The organism is Leisingera sp. CC-HEC093 (assembly GCF_059429195.1).
The window spans coordinates 68,502-84,374 of the sequence record NZ_JCAIJR010000004.1 but is presented as its reverse complement, the minus strand read 5'-3'; the positions used below and the strand labels follow the sequence as shown (position 1 = coordinate 84,374).

Annotated in this window: 13 protein-coding genes; 7 read left to right on the top strand and 6 right to left on the bottom strand. The window is 64.9% G+C overall.

The features are described 5' to 3' along the window. Positions 1–34: 34 nt before the first annotated feature. The 6 genes from AC5STB_RS21665 to AC5STB_RS21640 all read right to left on the bottom strand — a co-directional run bounded on the left by AC5STB_RS21665 (position 35) and on the right by AC5STB_RS21640 (position 5,796). Complete coding sequence (locus tag AC5STB_RS21665; protein WP_495444937.1) at positions 35–724, bottom strand: ABC transporter ATP-binding protein; 690 nt, start codon at positions 722–724, stop codon at positions 35–37. Next, positions 721–1,476 (bottom strand): ABC transporter ATP-binding protein, encoded by a 756-nt coding sequence (locus AC5STB_RS21660; protein WP_495444936.1) that lies wholly within the window; start codon positions 1,474–1,476, stop codon positions 721–723. The genes AC5STB_RS21665 and AC5STB_RS21660 overlap by 4 nt, the downstream gene beginning before the upstream one ends. Continuing rightward, positions 1,469–2,458 carry a branched-chain amino acid ABC transporter permease gene (locus tag AC5STB_RS21655; RefSeq protein ID WP_495444935.1) on the bottom strand — a complete coding sequence of 330 codons (990 nt, stop codon included), beginning with the start codon at positions 2,456–2,458 and terminating at the stop codon, positions 1,469–1,471. Before AC5STB_RS21655 ends, AC5STB_RS21660 begins: the two co-directional genes overlap by 8 nt. Beyond that, positions 2,455–3,375, bottom strand: a complete 921-nt coding sequence (locus AC5STB_RS21650) for a branched-chain amino acid ABC transporter permease (protein ID WP_495444934.1) — start codon at positions 3,373–3,375, stop codon at positions 2,455–2,457. The genes AC5STB_RS21655 and AC5STB_RS21650 overlap by 4 nt, the downstream gene beginning before the upstream one ends. Before the next feature lie 69 nt (positions 3,376–3,444). Then, positions 3,445–4,581: an ABC transporter substrate-binding protein gene (locus AC5STB_RS21645; RefSeq protein ID WP_495444933.1), complete on the bottom strand. Its 1,137-nt coding sequence runs from the start codon at positions 4,579–4,581 to the stop codon at positions 3,445–3,447. A 327-nt stretch (positions 4,582–4,908) separates the two neighbouring features. Next, positions 4,909–5,796 carry a LysR family transcriptional regulator gene (locus AC5STB_RS21640; protein ID WP_495444932.1) on the bottom strand — a complete coding sequence of 296 codons (888 nt, stop codon included), beginning with the start codon at positions 5,794–5,796 and terminating at the stop codon, positions 4,909–4,911. Between the two features lie 140 nt (positions 5,797–5,936). On the opposite strand from AC5STB_RS21640, the gene AC5STB_RS21635 reads away from it, so the two are divergent. The 7 genes from AC5STB_RS21635 (at position 5,937) to AC5STB_RS21605 (ending at position 15,841) form a co-directional block, all read left to right on the top strand. Beyond that, positions 5,937–6,557, top strand: coding sequence for a glutathione S-transferase family protein (locus AC5STB_RS21635; RefSeq protein ID WP_495444931.1), 621 nt, complete (start codon positions 5,937–5,939; stop codon positions 6,555–6,557). Positions 6,558–6,616: 59 nt separating this feature from the next. Beyond that, positions 6,617–7,603: a pyridoxamine 5'-phosphate oxidase family protein gene (locus AC5STB_RS21630; protein WP_495444930.1), complete on the top strand. Its 987-nt coding sequence runs from the start codon at positions 6,617–6,619 to the stop codon at positions 7,601–7,603. Positions 7,604–7,740: 137 nt separating this feature from the next. After that, entirely contained in the window at positions 7,741–10,146 is a 2,406-nt protein-coding gene (locus AC5STB_RS21625; RefSeq protein WP_495444929.1) for a GcvT family protein, read from the top strand. 4 nt (positions 10,147–10,150) lie between these two features. Continuing rightward, complete coding sequence (locus AC5STB_RS21620) at positions 10,151–11,695, top strand: trimethylamine methyltransferase family protein (protein ID WP_495444928.1); 1,545 nt, start codon at positions 10,151–10,153, stop codon at positions 11,693–11,695. A gap of 1 nt (position 11,696) precedes the next feature. Continuing rightward, positions 11,697–12,368: a TetR/AcrR family transcriptional regulator gene (locus tag AC5STB_RS21615; protein WP_495444927.1), complete on the top strand. Its 672-nt coding sequence runs from the start codon at positions 11,697–11,699 to the stop codon at positions 12,366–12,368. Positions 12,369–12,638: 270 nt separating this feature from the next. Then, the gene (locus tag AC5STB_RS21610; protein WP_495444926.1) at positions 12,639–14,150 is read left to right on the top strand and encodes an FMN-binding glutamate synthase family protein; all 1,512 of its coding nucleotides are present in this window, start codon (positions 12,639–12,641) and stop codon (positions 14,148–14,150) included. Positions 14,151–14,179: 29 nt separating this feature from the next. Continuing rightward, the gene (locus AC5STB_RS21605; protein ID WP_495444925.1) at positions 14,180–15,841 is read left to right on the top strand and encodes an acetolactate synthase large subunit; all 1,662 of its coding nucleotides are present in this window, start codon (positions 14,180–14,182) and stop codon (positions 15,839–15,841) included. Positions 15,842–15,873: the final 32 nt, after the last annotated feature.

Genomic DNA, 15,873 nt, shown 5'->3' with positions numbered 1-15,873 from the left:
CGCCCGAGCCTGAGCGGATGATTGCAACAGCAGCCTAGACCCCCAGGAACCGGTCCGCGGCGTCCGCGGGCAGCTCTGCAATCCGGCCCTCCCAGGCATTGCTGCCCTTGTTCAGGATCACCGCCCGGTCAGCGATGGCCGACAGCTCCTTCAGCGATTTGTCCACCACCAGAATCGCCAGTCCCGCCTCGCGTTTCAGCCGGGCAATCGCCGCCCAGATCTCCTGCCGCACCACCGGTGCCAGCCCCTCGGTCGCCTCGTCCAGGATCAAAAGGCGCGGGTTGGTCATCAGGGCGCGGCCAATGGTCAGCATCTGCTGCTCGCCGCCCGACAGCGACCCGGCGGCCTGCGCCCGGCGCTCCTCCAGCCGCGGGAACAGTTCTGCCACCTTGGCCATATCCCAGGGGCCGGGGCGGGCCGCGGCGGTCAGGTTTTCCTCCACCGTCAGCGGCGCAAAGCAGCGCCGCCCCTCGGGCACCAGACCGACCCCCAGCCGGGCGATCTTGTGCGACGGCAGCTGGCGCAGGTCGTGGCCGTCGAACCGCAGCGCCCCCTTGGAGGCCGCCAGCATCCCGCAGATCGTTTTGATGGTGGTCGATTTGCCCATGCCGTTGCGGCCCATCAGCGCCACCACTTCGCCCTCGCCGATCTCCAGATCGACCCCGAACAACGCCTGCGCCGGGCCATAGGACGCCTCAACCCCTTGCAATGACAACAGGCTCATGCGGCGTCCTCCTCTCCCAGATAGGCGCGGCGCACCTCGGCATTTGCGCGGATCTCATCCGCGGTGCCGGTGGCGATGATCTGGCCGTAGACCAGCACGCTGATCCGGTCCGCCAGGGCAAAAACCGCGTCCATGTCATGTTCTACCAGCAAGATCGGCGCCTCCTGCCTCAACCCGTCGAGGAACCCGGTCAGCGCCTTCGACCCGGCGGTGCCCAGGCCCGCCATCGGCTCATCCATCAGGAACAGATTGGGTTTCAGGGTCAGCGCCACCGCCACCTCCAGCTGGCGGCGCTGGCCGTGCGACAGGTCGGCGGTGCGGCGGTTGGCATCACCTGTCAGCCCGACCCGCTCCAGTGCCTCGCGGGCGGTCTCCTGCAGCGCCGCGTCCTTCATCACGTTACGGAAAAAACGGAATGGGCGGCCCTTCCCGCCAAGCGCCCCCAGCACCGCGTTCTGCAGCACCGTGTATTCCATCGCCAGCGCGGAAATCTGAAACGTCCGCCCCAGCCCCATCCGCGCCCGCGCCACGGTGTCCAGTGCGGTCACATCACGCCCCAGCAGCTCCACCGTGCCGCTGTCCGGCGCCAGGTTGCCCGCAATCTGCTTGATCAGGGTGGACTTGCCCGCGCCATTGGGGCCGATCAGCGCATGGATTTCTCCGGGCCGCAGGTCCAGCGAGACATCGCGGCTCGCCTGCAATGCGCCAAAGCTCTTATTCAGGCGCTCGGTTTTCAAGACCATATCAGCCATGCGCCTTCTCCCGTCCTGCAATCGCCCCGATCAGCCCGCCGCGGGCAAACAGCACGATGAGCAGCAGAAGCACCCCAAGGAAGATCTGCCAGTAGTCGCTGATGCCGCCCAGCAGATGCTCAAGCATGATGTACAAAGCAGCACCTGCGACCGGCCCGTAAAGCCGCCCCACCCCGCCAAGGATCACAAAAATCATGATCTCGCCACTGGTGTGCCAGCTGAGCATGGTGGGGCTGACAAAGCGGTTGAGATCGGCAAACAGGGCGCCCGCCAGCCCGGTGATGGCACCGGAAATCACAAAGGCCGTCAGCCGCAACGTGAACGGCGTGAGGCCCACCGCCTGCACCCTATCCTCGTTCTGCCGCGCCGCCGCCAGCGCCAGCCCGAAGGGCGACCGCGCCAGCCGCGCCGCAAAAACCAGCGCCAGGCAGAGGATCACATAAGCAATGGCAAAGAACTGGATCGGATCCAAAGTGTTGAGGCCGGGGAATTCATTCCGCACCCAGATCGACAGCCCGTCTTCGCCGCCATAGGCGCTCCAGCTGATCGCGAAGTAATAAAGCATCTGGCCGAAAGCGAGGGTGATCATGATGAAATAGACGCCAGAGGTGCGCAAGGACAGCGCGCCGATCACCAGCGCCGCGAGCGCGCTAAAAACAACCGCCACCAGCCAGATCAGCGGCATCTGATTGCTGCCCTCAAACAGAAACGGCCATTCAAACAGCGGCTCATAGTTCTGGGCGTGGGCGGCCAGGATTCCCATGGCATAACCGCCAATCCCGAAAAACGCCGCATGGCCCAGGCTGATCAGCCCGCCAAGGCCAAGGGCGATGTTCAGCCCCACCCCGGCCAGCGCCAGGATCGCCGCCTTGGTGGCCAATGTGATGATAAATGGCTCATCCAGGCTCCAGGCCGACAGCGGCACGATCAGCAGCGCCGCAATCATTGCCCAGTTGAGCAGGCTTTCCCGGGTCAGCATCATGCGCTCCCTCCATAAAGGCCAGAGGGGCGCACCAAGAGGATCGCCGCCATCAGAATGTAGATCAGCATCGACGCCAGCGACGCCCCGGCAGAGGCCGCGCTGGCCGGATCCATGAACAGGCCAAAGAGCTGCGGCAGGAACACGCCGCCCAGCGTATCGGTCATCCCAACCAACAGCGCCCCGGCCAAGGCGCCCTTGATGGAACCGATGCCGCCGATCACGATCACCACAAAGGCGAGGATCAGCACCGGCTCCCCCATGCCGACCTGCACCGACTGGATCGCGCCCACCAGCGCGCCCGCCAGCCCGGCCAGCGCCGCGCCCAATGCGAACACGAGTGTGTAGAGCTTGGAGATATCGACGCCAAGCGCGGCAATCATCTCCCGGTCGGCCTCGCCCGCGCGGATCTGGATGCCGATGCGGGTGCGCGCAATCAGCAGGAACAGCCCGGCAGCGACCCCCAAACCAATCAGGATGATCGTCAGGCGGTACAGCGGGTATTCAATGCCGCCCGGCAGGCTTATGGGTCCGGACAGATAGGACGGCACATCAAGGAACAGCGGGAAGGAGCCGAACAGCCAGCGCGTGCCCTCGGAAAAGATCAGGATCAGCGCAAAGGTCGCCAGCACCTGGTCCAGATGGTCGCGCCGGTACAGGCGCCGGATCACCACCAGCTCCATCAGCGCACCCGCAGCGGCGGCGGCAGCAAGGCTTGCCATCAGCGCCAGCAGGAAGGACCCGGTCCAGCCCGCCACCGCGGCGGCTGCAAAGGCGCCCACCATATAGAGCGAGCCATGGGCCAGGTTGATCAGCCCCATCACCCCGAACACCAGCGTCAGGCCAGCCGCCATCAGGAACAGCATGACGCCAAGCTGCAGCCCGTTCAGGATCTGCTCCAGAACAAGAATATAAGTCATTTGGAAGCTCTGCCGGGAGAAAGTCAGCGAACGCGGAGAGGCCAGCGCCTTCCCGCGCCCGGTTTCATCTTACATCTTGCACTCGCCTGCATAGGCGTCGGCATGATCGCTCAGGCCGGTGGCGATGATCTTATTGGTATAGACGCCGCCCTCCTTGATCACTTCGCGGACATAGATGTCCTGGATCGGGTGGTGGTTGTCACCGAATTTGAAATCGCCGCGGACCGATGCGAACTCCGCCGCCTTCAGTGCCGCGCGGAAGGCATCGGCGTCAGAGGCCTCCGCCTTGTCCAGCGCGCTCAGGATCAGGTTGGCGGTATCAAAGCCCTGGCTGGCATACAGCGACGGCAAGCGGCCGTATTTTTCCTGGAAGGAGGCGACAAATTCGGCGTTGGCCTCATTGTCGATGTCTTTGTTCCACTGCGAGGTGTTCTTCACCCCCAGCGCGGCATCACCCACCGCCTGCAGGATACCCTGGTCAAAGGAGAACGCCGGGCCGACCACCGGCAGATCGACGCCGCTGCCCGCATATTGCTTGAGGAAGGAAATCCCCATGCCGCCGGGAAGGAAGAAATAGACCGAGTCAGCACCTGAGGCGCGGATCTGCGCAATCTCGGCAGCATAGTCGGTCTGGCCCAGCTTGGTATAGATCTCACCGGCCAGCTCGCCGCCGTACATCCGTTTGTAGCCCGTCAGCGCGTCCTTGCCCGCCGGATAGTTCGGCGCCAGGATAAAGCTGTTCTTCAGCCCCGCCTCATTGGCATAGGCGCCTGCGGCCTCGTGCAGGTTGTCGTTCTGCCAGGCGACATTGAAGTAATTCGGATGGCAGCGCTTGCCCGCCAGAGCCGAGGGGCCAGCGTTGGGCGACAGGTAAAACACGTTCTGCGCGGTTGCTGCAGGCACCACCGCCATCGCCAGGTTCGACCAGATGATGCCGGTCATGATGTCCACCTTCTCGGACTGGATCATCCGGTCGGCGATCTGCACCGCCACGTCGGGTTTGCGCTGATCGTCCTCGATCACCACTTCGACGCCCTCCCGGCCGTCCTGTTCCATCGCCAGCATGAAGCCGTCGCGCATATCCACGCCCAGCCCCGCGCCGCCGCCGGACAGGGTGGTGATCATGCCGATCTTGGTGTCGGCCTGGGCCGCAGCCGCCAGCGCCGGGACCGCCGCTGCCATGGCGAGCATCCGAATGGTCTTCATTACGTCTTTCCTCCCTGAATATGCCCCGGCCCTTGGGACCTGGGTTCTTGATCAAATGCTTGCGACTTTAACGCCGCCCCGGCAGAAGCCAAGACCCGCCGCAGCCCGCATCCTTTCGGCTGATCTTGCGCCAGCCCTTGCGATAAGCCTACGCAGGCTTGAACATATATTTCAAGTATAAAATATATAGGGCAATTTTGTTTCCCTAATTGCCGCATTTGCGTGCTGGATCGCCTGTTGCAGATGCGAGGGGCCGGCCCCTCGCGCTCCCCGGAGCACTTTGGGAAAGATGAAACAGCGCTGCAGGCCCCGTGCTGGCGGCACCGGTCAGCCCGGGCCGAAACAGGCCGCCAGATGATCGATCAGCGCCCGGATCCGCGCTGTCAGGTGGCGGCTGGACGGGTAGACGGCGTACAGCGTTGCAGGATCGGTTTCCTGTTGTTCGAAAAGCACTTGCAGCCTGCCGTCGCGCAGGAACGGCAGCGCGGTGTAATGCGGGCAGCGGGCAATCCCGAGGCCGCGCGCGGCCATATGCACGACCGCCCGGGGCGAGTTGGCCCGGAAGCTGCCGCCGACGGCGATGGTCCGTTGCGCAGCCCCCTGGCCAAACACCCAGGCATCCGGCTGCGGCGAAGTCATCTGCAGCAGGCAGTTGCGGGCGGCCAGCGCCTCCGGTTCTGCCGGTTCGCCCTGTGCCGCCAGGTAGCCGGGCGAGGCCACCACCACCAGCCGCATGCTGCACAGCTTGCGCGCCACCAGCGTCGAATCCTTCAAGGCGCCGAAACGCACCGCCAGATCAACCCCCTCCTCCAGCATCGGCAAATGCCGGTCGGACAAAACCAGCTCCACCGAAACCTTGGGATGGGCCTGCTGGAACGGCTGCAGCGCTTCCACCAGCTCACGGCTGCCAAAGCCGGTTGGCGCGGTGATGCGGATGGGGCCTGCCAGCTCCTGCTGGCGCAGCTGCACCACATCCTCCAGCTCATCGAACTGCGCGAGCAGCGGCAGGCAGCGCTCCAGATAGGCCCGGCCTGTGTCGGTCAGGGTTACTTTGCGGGTGGTCCGGTTCAACAGCTGTGCACCCAGCTGCTCCTCCAGACGGGCGACGTATTTGCTGGCCAGCTTGGTGCTGATCCCCAGCTGCCGGGCGCCGGAGGTAAAGGAGCTTTGCGCCGCCACAGCAGCAAAGGCACGCATGCAGTCCAGCTTGTCCATCATGGGCCTCCGATGCCATCTATGAACAAGATGTACATAATCTTTCCCTGAATTGGAATATTATCGCCGAATGCAGCGCGGTGTATCTTCCCGGTGTCTTAGAAAACCAACGGCCCCTGCCGCAGCAAAGGACCCCAGACATGGCACTTCCAATCCGCATCCACAGCTTTCCCCTCTCCGGCCACGCCCACCGGGTGGAGCTGTTCGCCAGCCTCACCGGCATCGCCCATGAGGTGGTGAACGTCGACCTCGCCACTGGCGAGCACAAGCAGCCGCCCTTCCTGGCGCTGAACCCCGCAGGCCAGGTGCCGGTGATCGAGGACGGCGACACCGTCATCAGCGATTCCAACGCGATCCTGGTCTACCTCGCCCGTAAATACGCGCCCATCTGGCTGCCCTCTGATCCCGTGCAGGAGGCCGAGGTGCAGAAGTTCCTGACGCTGGCGGCAGGTGAAATCGCCTTCGGTCCGGCGGCGGCGCGGCTGATTACTGTCTTCAACGCCCCGCTGGATGCAGAATTCTGCGCCACCGTCGCGGCCCGCGTGCTGGGCAAGATCGACGCCCATATGGAGGGCCGCCGCTTCCTGGTCGGGGATACTCCCACCATCGCCGACGTGGCAGCATACTCCTACATCGCCCACGCGCCGGAGGGAGGCATTTCGCTGGAGCCTTACCCCAACGTCCGCGCCCTGCTGGCGAATATCGAGAGTTTGAAAGGTTTCAAGCCGATGCCCGCCACCAAGGTTGGCCTCGCGGCCTGATCCAGCAGGCGGCGGCCTCAGGGGCCGCCGCCGTATTTGTCCAGACACAGGAGGCTCCCATGCTCTATGACGCAGAAAGCCCCTCGCCCTTCCACGCGGGCGAACAGGAAATGCAGCGCCGCGCGGGCAAGCGCGACATGGCAGAAACCCTGGGCCGCCGGATGATCCGCCCCTTCATGCCTGATGAGCACCGGGAGTTCTTCGCCCAGTTGCCGTTCCTGGCGGCCGGCGCCGTGGACGATGACGGCTGGCCCTGGGCCAGCCTGCTCAGCGGTCCCCCCGGCTTTGCCGTATCGCCGGACCCGGAACACCTGCAGGTCACGCTGCGCGCCGCCAAGGGGGATCCGGTCCAGGCCGCTGTCCGCGCGGGCGCATCGCTTGGGCTGTTGGGGATTGAACTGCACAGCCGCCGCCGCAACCGGCTGAACGGGCGGGTCACGGCGGCAGGCCCGGACGGCTTCACCCTGCGGGTGGACCAGTCCTTTGGCAATTGCCCGCAGTATATCCAGGAGCGCGATCTGATCCCCGCCGCTGACCTGCCCCCTGCCCCCTCGCAGGCCTTTACCGGACTGCCGCCGCAGCACAGCGCGCGGATCGCACAGGCCGATACGTTCTTTGTCGCAAGCCACATCCCCGCCGCCGCAGACCCGGAACGCGAAGGCGTCGATGTCTCCCATCGCGGCGGGCGGCCCGGTTTTGTCCGCGTGGCGGGCAACACCCTCACCATCCCGGATTTTCGCGGCAACAACCACTTTAACACGCTGGGAAATTTCCTGCTGAACCCGCGCGCGGGCCTGGTCTTTCCGGACTTTGAAACCGGCAGCCTTCTGCTGCTGACCGGCACCGTGACGCTGCTGGAACCGGACCACCCGGATGTGGCCGCCTTTGAAGGCGCACAGCGCGGCTGGCAATTCACCCTGCACCAAGGCTTGTGGCTGGAAACCGCCCTGCCCTGGCGCACCGGTCCCGGCGGCTTTGCCCCTCAGACCCTGCGCACGGGCATCTGGGCAGAAGCCGGATCCGGTGCCGGGGCACCCGGCCCGTAACACACTCGCGGAACGCTCCCGCAGATTTCTCCGGACAAGACTGTCCAGGATCGCTGATGAATTGGACAGAAATGTCCAAAAGGAAGATTCGGGGCTGCTCCCCGGGTGTTCCGCGGCGGCAGACAGGGAGCAAGGCCATGAAGTCGCACTATCGTGCCGTTGTTATCGGGGGCGGCGTTGTCGGCGCCTCCGTCCTTTATCACTTGGCGAAATTAGGCTGGACAGACGTCTGCCTGATCGAACGCTCAGTGCTGACAGCCGGGTCCAGCTGGCACGCCGCCGGCGGCTTTCACGCGCTGAACGCGGACCCGAACATCGCCTCGCTGCAGGCCTATACCATCGACCTCCTATCGGAGATCGAACAGGAATCCGGCCAGACCGTCGACATGCATATGACCGGCGGCATGACGCTGGCAGGCACCCCGGACCGCTGGGAGTGGCTGCAATCGGCCTACCGCACCTTCCAGTCGATCGGTATCGACGACTGCCGCCTGATCACCCCGCAGGAAGCGGGAGAGCTGTGCCCGATCATGTCCACCGACGGCATCCTCGGCGGCATGTGGGCCGACCGCGAGGGCTATGTGGACACCACCGGCACCGTGCACGCCTATGCGGGTGCTGCCAAGAAACGCGGCGCGGAAGTGATTGAGAACAACCGGGTGCTGGAGCTGCACCAGGTGGAGGGCGGCTGGCAAATCGTCACCGAAAAGGGCACCATCCACGCCGAGCATGTGGTCAACGCCGCGGGCCTCTGGGCCAAGCAGGTGGGCCGGATGGCGGGCATTGAACTGCCGGTCTCGCCGCTCAACCATCACTACCTGATCTCCGACACCATTCCCGCGCTGGAGCGGCTCGACTTCGAGGTGCCGATGACCGTCGACCTCGAAGGCTTCACCTATATGCGGCAGGACCAGAAGGGCATCCTGCTGGGCATCTACGAGATTGACCACCAGCATTGGATGATGGACGGCGCGCCCTGGGAATACGGGTTCGAGCTGCAGCAGGAGGACCCGGACCGGATCGAGCGCGAACTGACGCTGGGCTTCGAACGCTACCCGGCGCTGCAAACCACCGGCGTCAAAACCTGGGTCAACGGTGCCTTCACCTTTGCCCCGGACGGCAACCCGCTGGTCGGCCCGGTGCGCGGCAAGCCCGGCTACTGGTGCGCCTGCGGCGTGATGGCAGGCTTTTTGCAGGGCGGCGGCGTCGGCAAGTCGCTGGCAGAATGGATGATCCATGGCGAGCCGGAGGCGGATGTCTTCGGCATGGATGTGGCGCGTTTCGGCGACTACGCCCAGAACAAGCGCTTCATTAAGGAAACCACAGGCCAGTTCTACACCCGCCGCTTTGTGATGACCTACCCGAACGAGCAGCTGCCCGCAGGCCGCCCGCTGAAAAAAGCCCCCGCCTATTCGGACATGACCCGCGCAGGCTGCCGCTGGGGCGCAAGTTACGGGCTGGAAATCCCGCTGTACTTTGCCCCGTCTGATGATTTCACCGAAACCCCGACCCTGAAACGCTCCAACGCGTTTGGGATCGTCGCAGACGAATGCAGGGCGGTGCGCAAGGCCGTGGGCCTTCTGGACATCTCCGCCTTCTCCCGGTTTGAGGTTTCAGGCGCAGGCGCCGAAGCCTGGCTCGACCGCATCATCGCCTCAAAACTGCCCAAACCGGGCCGTGCCAAACTGGCACCGATACTGTCGTCAGAGGGACGCCTCAAGGGCGATCTGACCGTCTTCAACTGGGGCGATGGCAGTTGGTGGATCATGGGCAGTTATTACCTGCGCGAATGGCACATGCGCTGGTTCCAGGACCACATGGACGAAGCGGTCGAGTTGCGCGATGTGACCGATGCCGTTACCGGCTTCAGCCTGTCCGGCCCGAACAGCCGCAAGGTGCTGGAAAAACTGACCGATGGCCCCATCGCTGACCAGCCCTTCATGGGCTGCGGCACCTTCGACATCGGCATGCTGCGCCTCAAGGTTGGCCGCCTCTCTGTCGCGGGCGAACTGGGCTATGAACTCCACTGCTCCTCTGCCGAACACATCACCCTGCGTGACACCCTGCTGGAGGCTGGCGCGGACCTTGGCATCCGCGAAATCGGCTTCAACGCGCTCCTAAGCCTGCGGCTGGAGAAAAGCTTTGGCATCTGGAGCGCAGAATTCACCCAAGGCTATACAGCGGCGCAGACCGGTATGGACCGCTGGATCGACTGGGACAAGGACTTCATCGGCCGCGAAGCAGCCCTAAAGGAACGCGAGACAGGCGGCCCCGCACAAATGCTGGTGACGCTGGAAATCGAAGCGACGGACGCCGATGCCAGCGGCTACGAACCTGTCTGGCACGGCGAAACCCGCGTCGGCTTTGTCACCTCCGGCGGCTATGGCCACACCACGGGCAAGTCGCTTGCCCTGGCCATGGTGGACCGCAAGGCGGCAGTAAAAGGCACCGAACTGACCGTCCATATCGTCGGCCAGGAACGCGCCGCGCGGGTGATTGCACCCTCTCCCTACGACCCATCCGGCACAGCGATGAGAGGCTGAGGCTATGACCATCGAAAACACCGGCGCCGCCCGCGGACGCAGACGGCGGGCGCGCGGGGGCGACGCCGCCCCTGCCCCGCAGCGCAATGTAAATTACCGCCAACTGAAAAACCCCTTCCCGATGATGGAGGTCTTCCCGCCGCATCAGATTGCGGAGATGCACGAAACCACGCTGAAAATGCTCGAGGAACTGGGCATGAAGGTGCTGCTGCCTGAGGCCCGCCGGATCTATGCCAACGGCGGCGCCCGCGTCGATGAAGACACCGAAATGGTCTATATCGGCCGCGACATCATCGAGGCGGCGCTGGCCACAGCCCCCCGCTCAATCACCTGCAGGGCGGGCAGCCGTGAACGCGACATCACGCTGGAACTCGGCAGCCTGGTGTTTCAGGCCGGTGCAGGCGCGCCCAATGCCACCGATCTGGAACGCGGCCGCCGCCCCGGCTCAGCCCGGGATTACCTGGAATACCTGCAGCTCACCCATCACTTTGACGTCTTCCACATGATCTCTCCCCAGGTGGAGCCGCAGGACGTCCCCATCCACTTGCGCCACTATTTCACCACCGAGGCGCAGATGACCCGGACCGACAAGTTCCCCTTCATCTTCTCGCGCGGCACGCCGCAGGTGATGGACTGTTTCGAGATGATCCGCGATTTCCGCGGGTTGTCGGATGCGGAATTCCGGTCTGAGCCGCGCTGCTACACCATCATCAACACCAACAGCCCGCGCACGCTGGACATTCCGATGGCGCAGGGCCTCATCGACTTTGCACGCCACGGGCAGGTTTCGATCATCACACCCTTCACCCTGATGGGCGCAATGGCACCGATCACCGTTGCAGGTGCCATCACCCTCAGCCATGCAGAGGTGCTGGCCGCCCTGACCCTCACCCAGCTGGCAAATCCCGGCGCGCCGGTGTGCTACGGCACCTTTACCTCCAACGTGGACATGAGATCCGGCGCGCCTGCATTCGGCACGCCCGCGCATTTTCAGGCTTCGCTGGCGGCAGGTCAGCTGGCGCGGCATCTTGGCCTGCCGTGGCGGTCGGCCTCAAACTGCAATGATGTGCAGGCGGCCAATGAAAACCAGATGGGCCTTTGGGGCTGCCTGATGGCCGGCGCCACCGTGATCATCCACTCCGCCGGCTGGCTGGAGGGCGGGCTGTCGGTGTCTTATGAAAAGCTGATCACCGATGCCGAAGTGCTGAACATGATTGCCGAGCTTTGCGCCGGCGCGCAGGCAGGCACGGAGGAAATCGGCTACGCCAGCGCGCTGACACAGGTGGAGCCGCAGGGGCATTTCTTTGCCGCGCCCCAGACCATGGACCGCTACAGCACCGAATTCTATCAGCCGGTTGTGCATGACTACGCCAATTTCGGCACCTGGACAGAACGCGGTGCCCTGGACGCCAACCAGCGCGCCACCCGGGTCTGGAAGGACATCCTGGCCCGTGATAACCGGCCCGCAACGGATGAAACCCGCGCCGAAGCCCTGAAGCGCTTCATCGCCAAGCGCACCGCAGAAGGCGGCGCCCCGCCGGAGAGCTGACATGGCCAGACGCGCCGCCCCGGTGCTGCACCGGGACAACCCCGATAAGGAACCCCTCAGCGGCCATGTGAAAGTCACGCCTGAGGACTGGCTGAACGTGGCGCGCGACCTTCTGGTCAGCGAGGGCGTGGCCGGGGTTAAGGTGCTGGCAATCGGCGAACGGCTCGGCGTCTCGCGCTCCAGCTTCTACTGGTACTTCAAAAGCCGCAACCACCTGCTGGAGGCGCTGCTGGACGATTGGGAGGCGCGCAACACCGCGCCCATCCTCGACCATTGCGATCTGCCCGCCGCCAATATCTCCTGGGCGGTCTGCAATTTCTTCCGCTGCTTTGTCGACCCGGACCTGTTCGACGCCAGCCTCGACTTTGCGGTCCGCGAATGGTCGCGCCGCGACGGTAAGGTGCGCAACCGGATCGACGCGGCGGATGCGCAGCGGCTGGCCGCGGTCACGGCCATGTATGAGCGCCACGGCTATGCCGCCTATGAGGCGGAGGCCCGCGCGCGCATTCTCTACTACATGCAATGCGGCTATCACGCGCTGGAGGTGCGCGAACCGATGCAGGCCCGCACCGCCCGGCTGGAAGGCTATCTGCTGGGCTTCACCGGGGTTGAGCCCGACCCGGAAGCCGTGGCCGCCGCCCGCGCCTTTGCGCAAGGAAAGATGCCCCGCTGACCGCACAGGCCGCGTTCACAATGGCTTGCAACGCGCGCCGCACAGCGCCTCAGGCTGGACAACTTTCCCCGCCTTGCCGCAGTACCCCCGCAGGGCCGCGCCGGGCGGAACCTTTGCGGGCCGCTGCACGTTACCAGTGGACAGCCGCCCGCCCGCGCCCGCGGCTCCCGAGGTTGTGACCGTCCCGTGGCTGCGAATCCCGCCGCAATGGCGCAGTCTTGACGGGTTAATGCCAGCCCCCCGGCCGGCCCCAAAGGAGCGAAGGAACCCATGTCCCAGCTATCCAGCACCGTCCTGGCGCTGCTCGAGTTTCTGTCCTACATCTTCATCTTTGCCATCGGCGCGGGCCTGCTGCTGGTTGCAGTGCTCTACATCCGCGACAAGACCCAGACCGCCAGCACCCTGCGCCGCAACTACCCGGTGATCGCCCGCTTCCGCTATCTGTTCGAGCATCTGGGTGAATTCTTCCGCCAGTATTTCTTTGCCCTGGACCGCGAGGAAATGCCGTTCAACCGCGCCGAACGCTCCTGGGTCTACCGCGCGGCCAAAAATGTGAATTCCACCGTCGCCTTCGGCTCCACCCGCGATCTGCGCCCGGCAGGCACCGTCTATTTCGCCAACGCGCCCTTCCCGGACCTCGAACATGGCACCACCCCGCCCGCGCCCGTTACCATCGGCCCCTATGCGCGCACGCCCTATACCACATCGTCTGTCTTCAACATCTCCGGCATGAGCTTCGGCGCCATCTCCGTCCCCGCCGTGCGGGCCTTGTCGCATGGCGCCAAAAAGGCCGGCATCTGGCTCAACACCGGCGAGGGCGGGCTGTCGCCTTACCACCTGGAGGGCGGCGCCGACATCGTGTTCCAGATCGGCACCGGCAAGTTCGGCGTGCGCAATCCGGAGGGCGGCTTTGACGAGGACAAGCTGCGCAAGGTGGCGGCGCATGACACCGTCCGCATGTTCGAACTGAAGCTTAGCCAGGGCGCCAAGCCCGGCAAGGGCGGCATCCTGCCCGGCGCCAAGGTGACTGAGGAAATCGCCGCCATCCGCGGCCTGACGCCGGGCAAGGACGCGATCAGCCCCAACCGCCACCCGGAGGCCGCCACCGTGGGCGAACTGCTCGACATGATCGCCTATGTGCGCGGGGTCACGGGCAAGCCGGTAGGCTTCAAGGCGGTGCTGGGCGCCCAGGGTTTCCTTGAGGGCCTGTGCCAGGAGGTCCTGGCCCGCGGTGCCGAAAGCGCCCCCGATTTCATCACCATCGACAGCGCCGACGGCGGCACCGGCGCCGCCCCGATGAGCCTGATCGACAACATGGGGATGCCCCTGCGCGAAAGCCTGCCGAAGGCGGTCGACGTCCTCACCCGCTATGGCCTGCGCGGCCGCATTAAGGTCTGCGCCAGCGGCAAGCTGATCAACCCGTCAGAGGTGGCCTGGGCGTTCTGCGCCGGTGCCGATTTCGTTGTCTCCGCCCGCGGCTTCATGTTCGCGCTCGGCTGCATCCAAGCGCTGCAATGCAACAAGAACACCTGCCCCACCGGTATCACAACCCATGACCCCAAGCTGCAGTTCGGCCTCGCCCCCCGCAGCAAAGCGGACCGGGTCGCCGCTTATGCCAAGAACATGGTCAAGGAGGCCACCACCATCGCCCACAGCTGCGGCGTGGCGGAACCGCGGCTGCTGAAACGCTACCACGCGCGGATCGTGCTGGACACCGGCCGCTCCGTCTCGATGGCGGAACTGTTCCCCGAACAGGCCGCCCAGCAGCACGCCGCGCAATAACCCCCGTTCCGAACCCGACAGGAGATTCCATGCCAGATTCCGCCCGCCCCGCCAAAGCCTCTGACCTGCTCGTCGCCGCGCTGGAGGCCGAAGGCGTCGACTATGTCTTTGGCGTTCCAGGCGAGGAAAACCTCGATCTGCTGGACTCCTTGCGTACCTCGAAAATCCAGCTGGTGCTGACCCGCCACGAGCAGGGCGCAGGTTTCATGGCGGCGACTTATGGCCGCCTCACCGGCAAGCCCGGCGTCTGCATGGCCACGCTTGGCCCCGGCGCCACCAACCTGGCGACACCCGCGGCCTATGCCCATCTGGGCGCTATGCCGCTGATCATGATCACCGGGCAAAAGCCGATCAAGAAATCGAAACAGGGCCGGTTCCAGATCATCGACGTGGTCAACCTCTTTGATCCGGTCTGCAAGATGTCCCGCCAGATCGTGCACGGCAACACCATCCCCGCCCTGATCCGCGAGGCCTTCCGCGTGGCAGAGGAGGAACGCCCCGGCGCGGTGCTGCTGGAGCTGCCAGAGGACATCGCAGCAGAGGAGACCGACGCCCAGGTCCTCTCCCCCACCCCGCGCAGTTACGCAGTGGCAAGCGGCAGCGTGCTCCAGGAAGCGGCGGAGATGATCCGCGCCGCCAAGATGCCGCTGATGCTGATCGGCGCCGGCGCCAACCGGCGCAAGGCGCGCGCGGCACTGTGCGATTTCATCGATCAGGTGCAAATCCCCTTCTTCAATACCCAGATGGGCAAGGGCGTGGCAGATGAACGCTCCGACCTGTTCCTGGGCACCGCGGCGCTGTCGGACGGCGATTACCTGCACTGCGCCATTGACCGCGCTGACCTGATCATCAACGTGGGCCACGACGTGGTCGAAAAGCCGCCCTTCTTCATGGAGCACGGCGGCACCAGGGTGATCCATGTGAACTACAAGGCGGCGCAGGTCGATCAGGTCTATTTCCCGCAGATGGAGGTGGTCGGCGACCTGGCGCAAAGCATCACCCAACTGGGCGAAATCCTCGGCGGGCCGCTGGATTGCGACCGCAGCTTTTACCAGCGCATGAAGGCAGAGACCGACACCCACATTGCCCAAGGCGCCGATGATCCGCGCTTCCCGGTGATCCCGCAGCGGCTGGTCGCCGACACCCGCAAGGTGATGGATGACTGCGATATCATCGCGCTCGACAATGGCATCTACAAGCTTTGGTACGCCCGCAACTATAAGGCCTACCACCCGAATACCGTGCTGCTGGACAACGCGCTGGCAACGATGGGCGCCGGGCTGCCCTCGGCGATGATGGCGGCGCAGCTGAACCCCGACCGGCGGGTGATGGCGATCTGCGGCGACGGCGGCTTCATGATGAACAGCCAGGAACTGGAAACCGCTGTCCGCCTGGGCCTCAATCTGGTGGTGACGGTGCTGAACGACAGTTCCTACGGCATGATCCGCTGGAAACAGGCGCATGTCGGCTTTGCCGACTGGGGGCTGCAGTTCAACAACCCCGACTTCGTGCAATACGCCGCCAGCTACGGCGCCACCGGCCACCGGATCACCCGGACCGAAGACCTGGCACCAACGTTCGAGGCAGCCTTTGCCGCAGGCGGCGTGCATCTGATCGACGTGCCGGTGGACTACAGCGAAAACCAGCGGGTGCTGATTGACGAACTGGCCGCCAAAACCTGCGCGATCTGACCGGCTGATCTGGCTGTTGCCCCTTTCCGCCG

Coding starts and splice junctions, on each gene's coding strand:
- AC5STB_RS21665 (WP_495444937.1), bottom strand. CDS start 724: ATGAGCCTGTTGTCATTGCAAGGGGTTGAGGCGTCCTATGGCCCGGCG.
- AC5STB_RS21660 (WP_495444936.1), bottom strand. CDS start 1,476: ATGGCTGATATGGTCTTGAAAACCGAGCGCCTGAATAAGAGCTTTGGC.
- AC5STB_RS21655 (WP_495444935.1), bottom strand. CDS start 2,458: ATGATGCTGACCCGGGAAAGCCTGCTCAACTGGGCAATGATTGCGGCG.
- AC5STB_RS21650 (WP_495444934.1), bottom strand. CDS start 3,375: ATGACTTATATTCTTGTTCTGGAGCAGATCCTGAACGGGCTGCAGCTT.
- AC5STB_RS21645 (WP_495444933.1), bottom strand. CDS start 4,581: ATGAAGACCATTCGGATGCTCGCCATGGCAGCGGCGGTCCCGGCGCTG.
- AC5STB_RS21640 (WP_495444932.1), bottom strand. CDS start 5,796: ATGGACAAGCTGGACTGCATGCGTGCCTTTGCTGCTGTGGCGGCGCAA.
- AC5STB_RS21635 (WP_495444931.1), top strand. CDS start 5,937: ATGGCACTTCCAATCCGCATCCACAGCTTTCCCCTCTCCGGCCACGCC.
- AC5STB_RS21630 (WP_495444930.1), top strand. CDS start 6,617: ATGCTCTATGACGCAGAAAGCCCCTCGCCCTTCCACGCGGGCGAACAG.
- AC5STB_RS21625 (WP_495444929.1), top strand. CDS start 7,741: ATGAAGTCGCACTATCGTGCCGTTGTTATCGGGGGCGGCGTTGTCGGC.
- AC5STB_RS21620 (WP_495444928.1), top strand. CDS start 10,151: ATGACCATCGAAAACACCGGCGCCGCCCGCGGACGCAGACGGCGGGCG.
- AC5STB_RS21615 (WP_495444927.1), top strand. CDS start 11,697: ATGGCCAGACGCGCCGCCCCGGTGCTGCACCGGGACAACCCCGATAAG.
- AC5STB_RS21610 (WP_495444926.1), top strand. CDS start 12,639: ATGTCCCAGCTATCCAGCACCGTCCTGGCGCTGCTCGAGTTTCTGTCC.
- AC5STB_RS21605 (WP_495444925.1), top strand. CDS start 14,180: ATGCCAGATTCCGCCCGCCCCGCCAAAGCCTCTGACCTGCTCGTCGCC.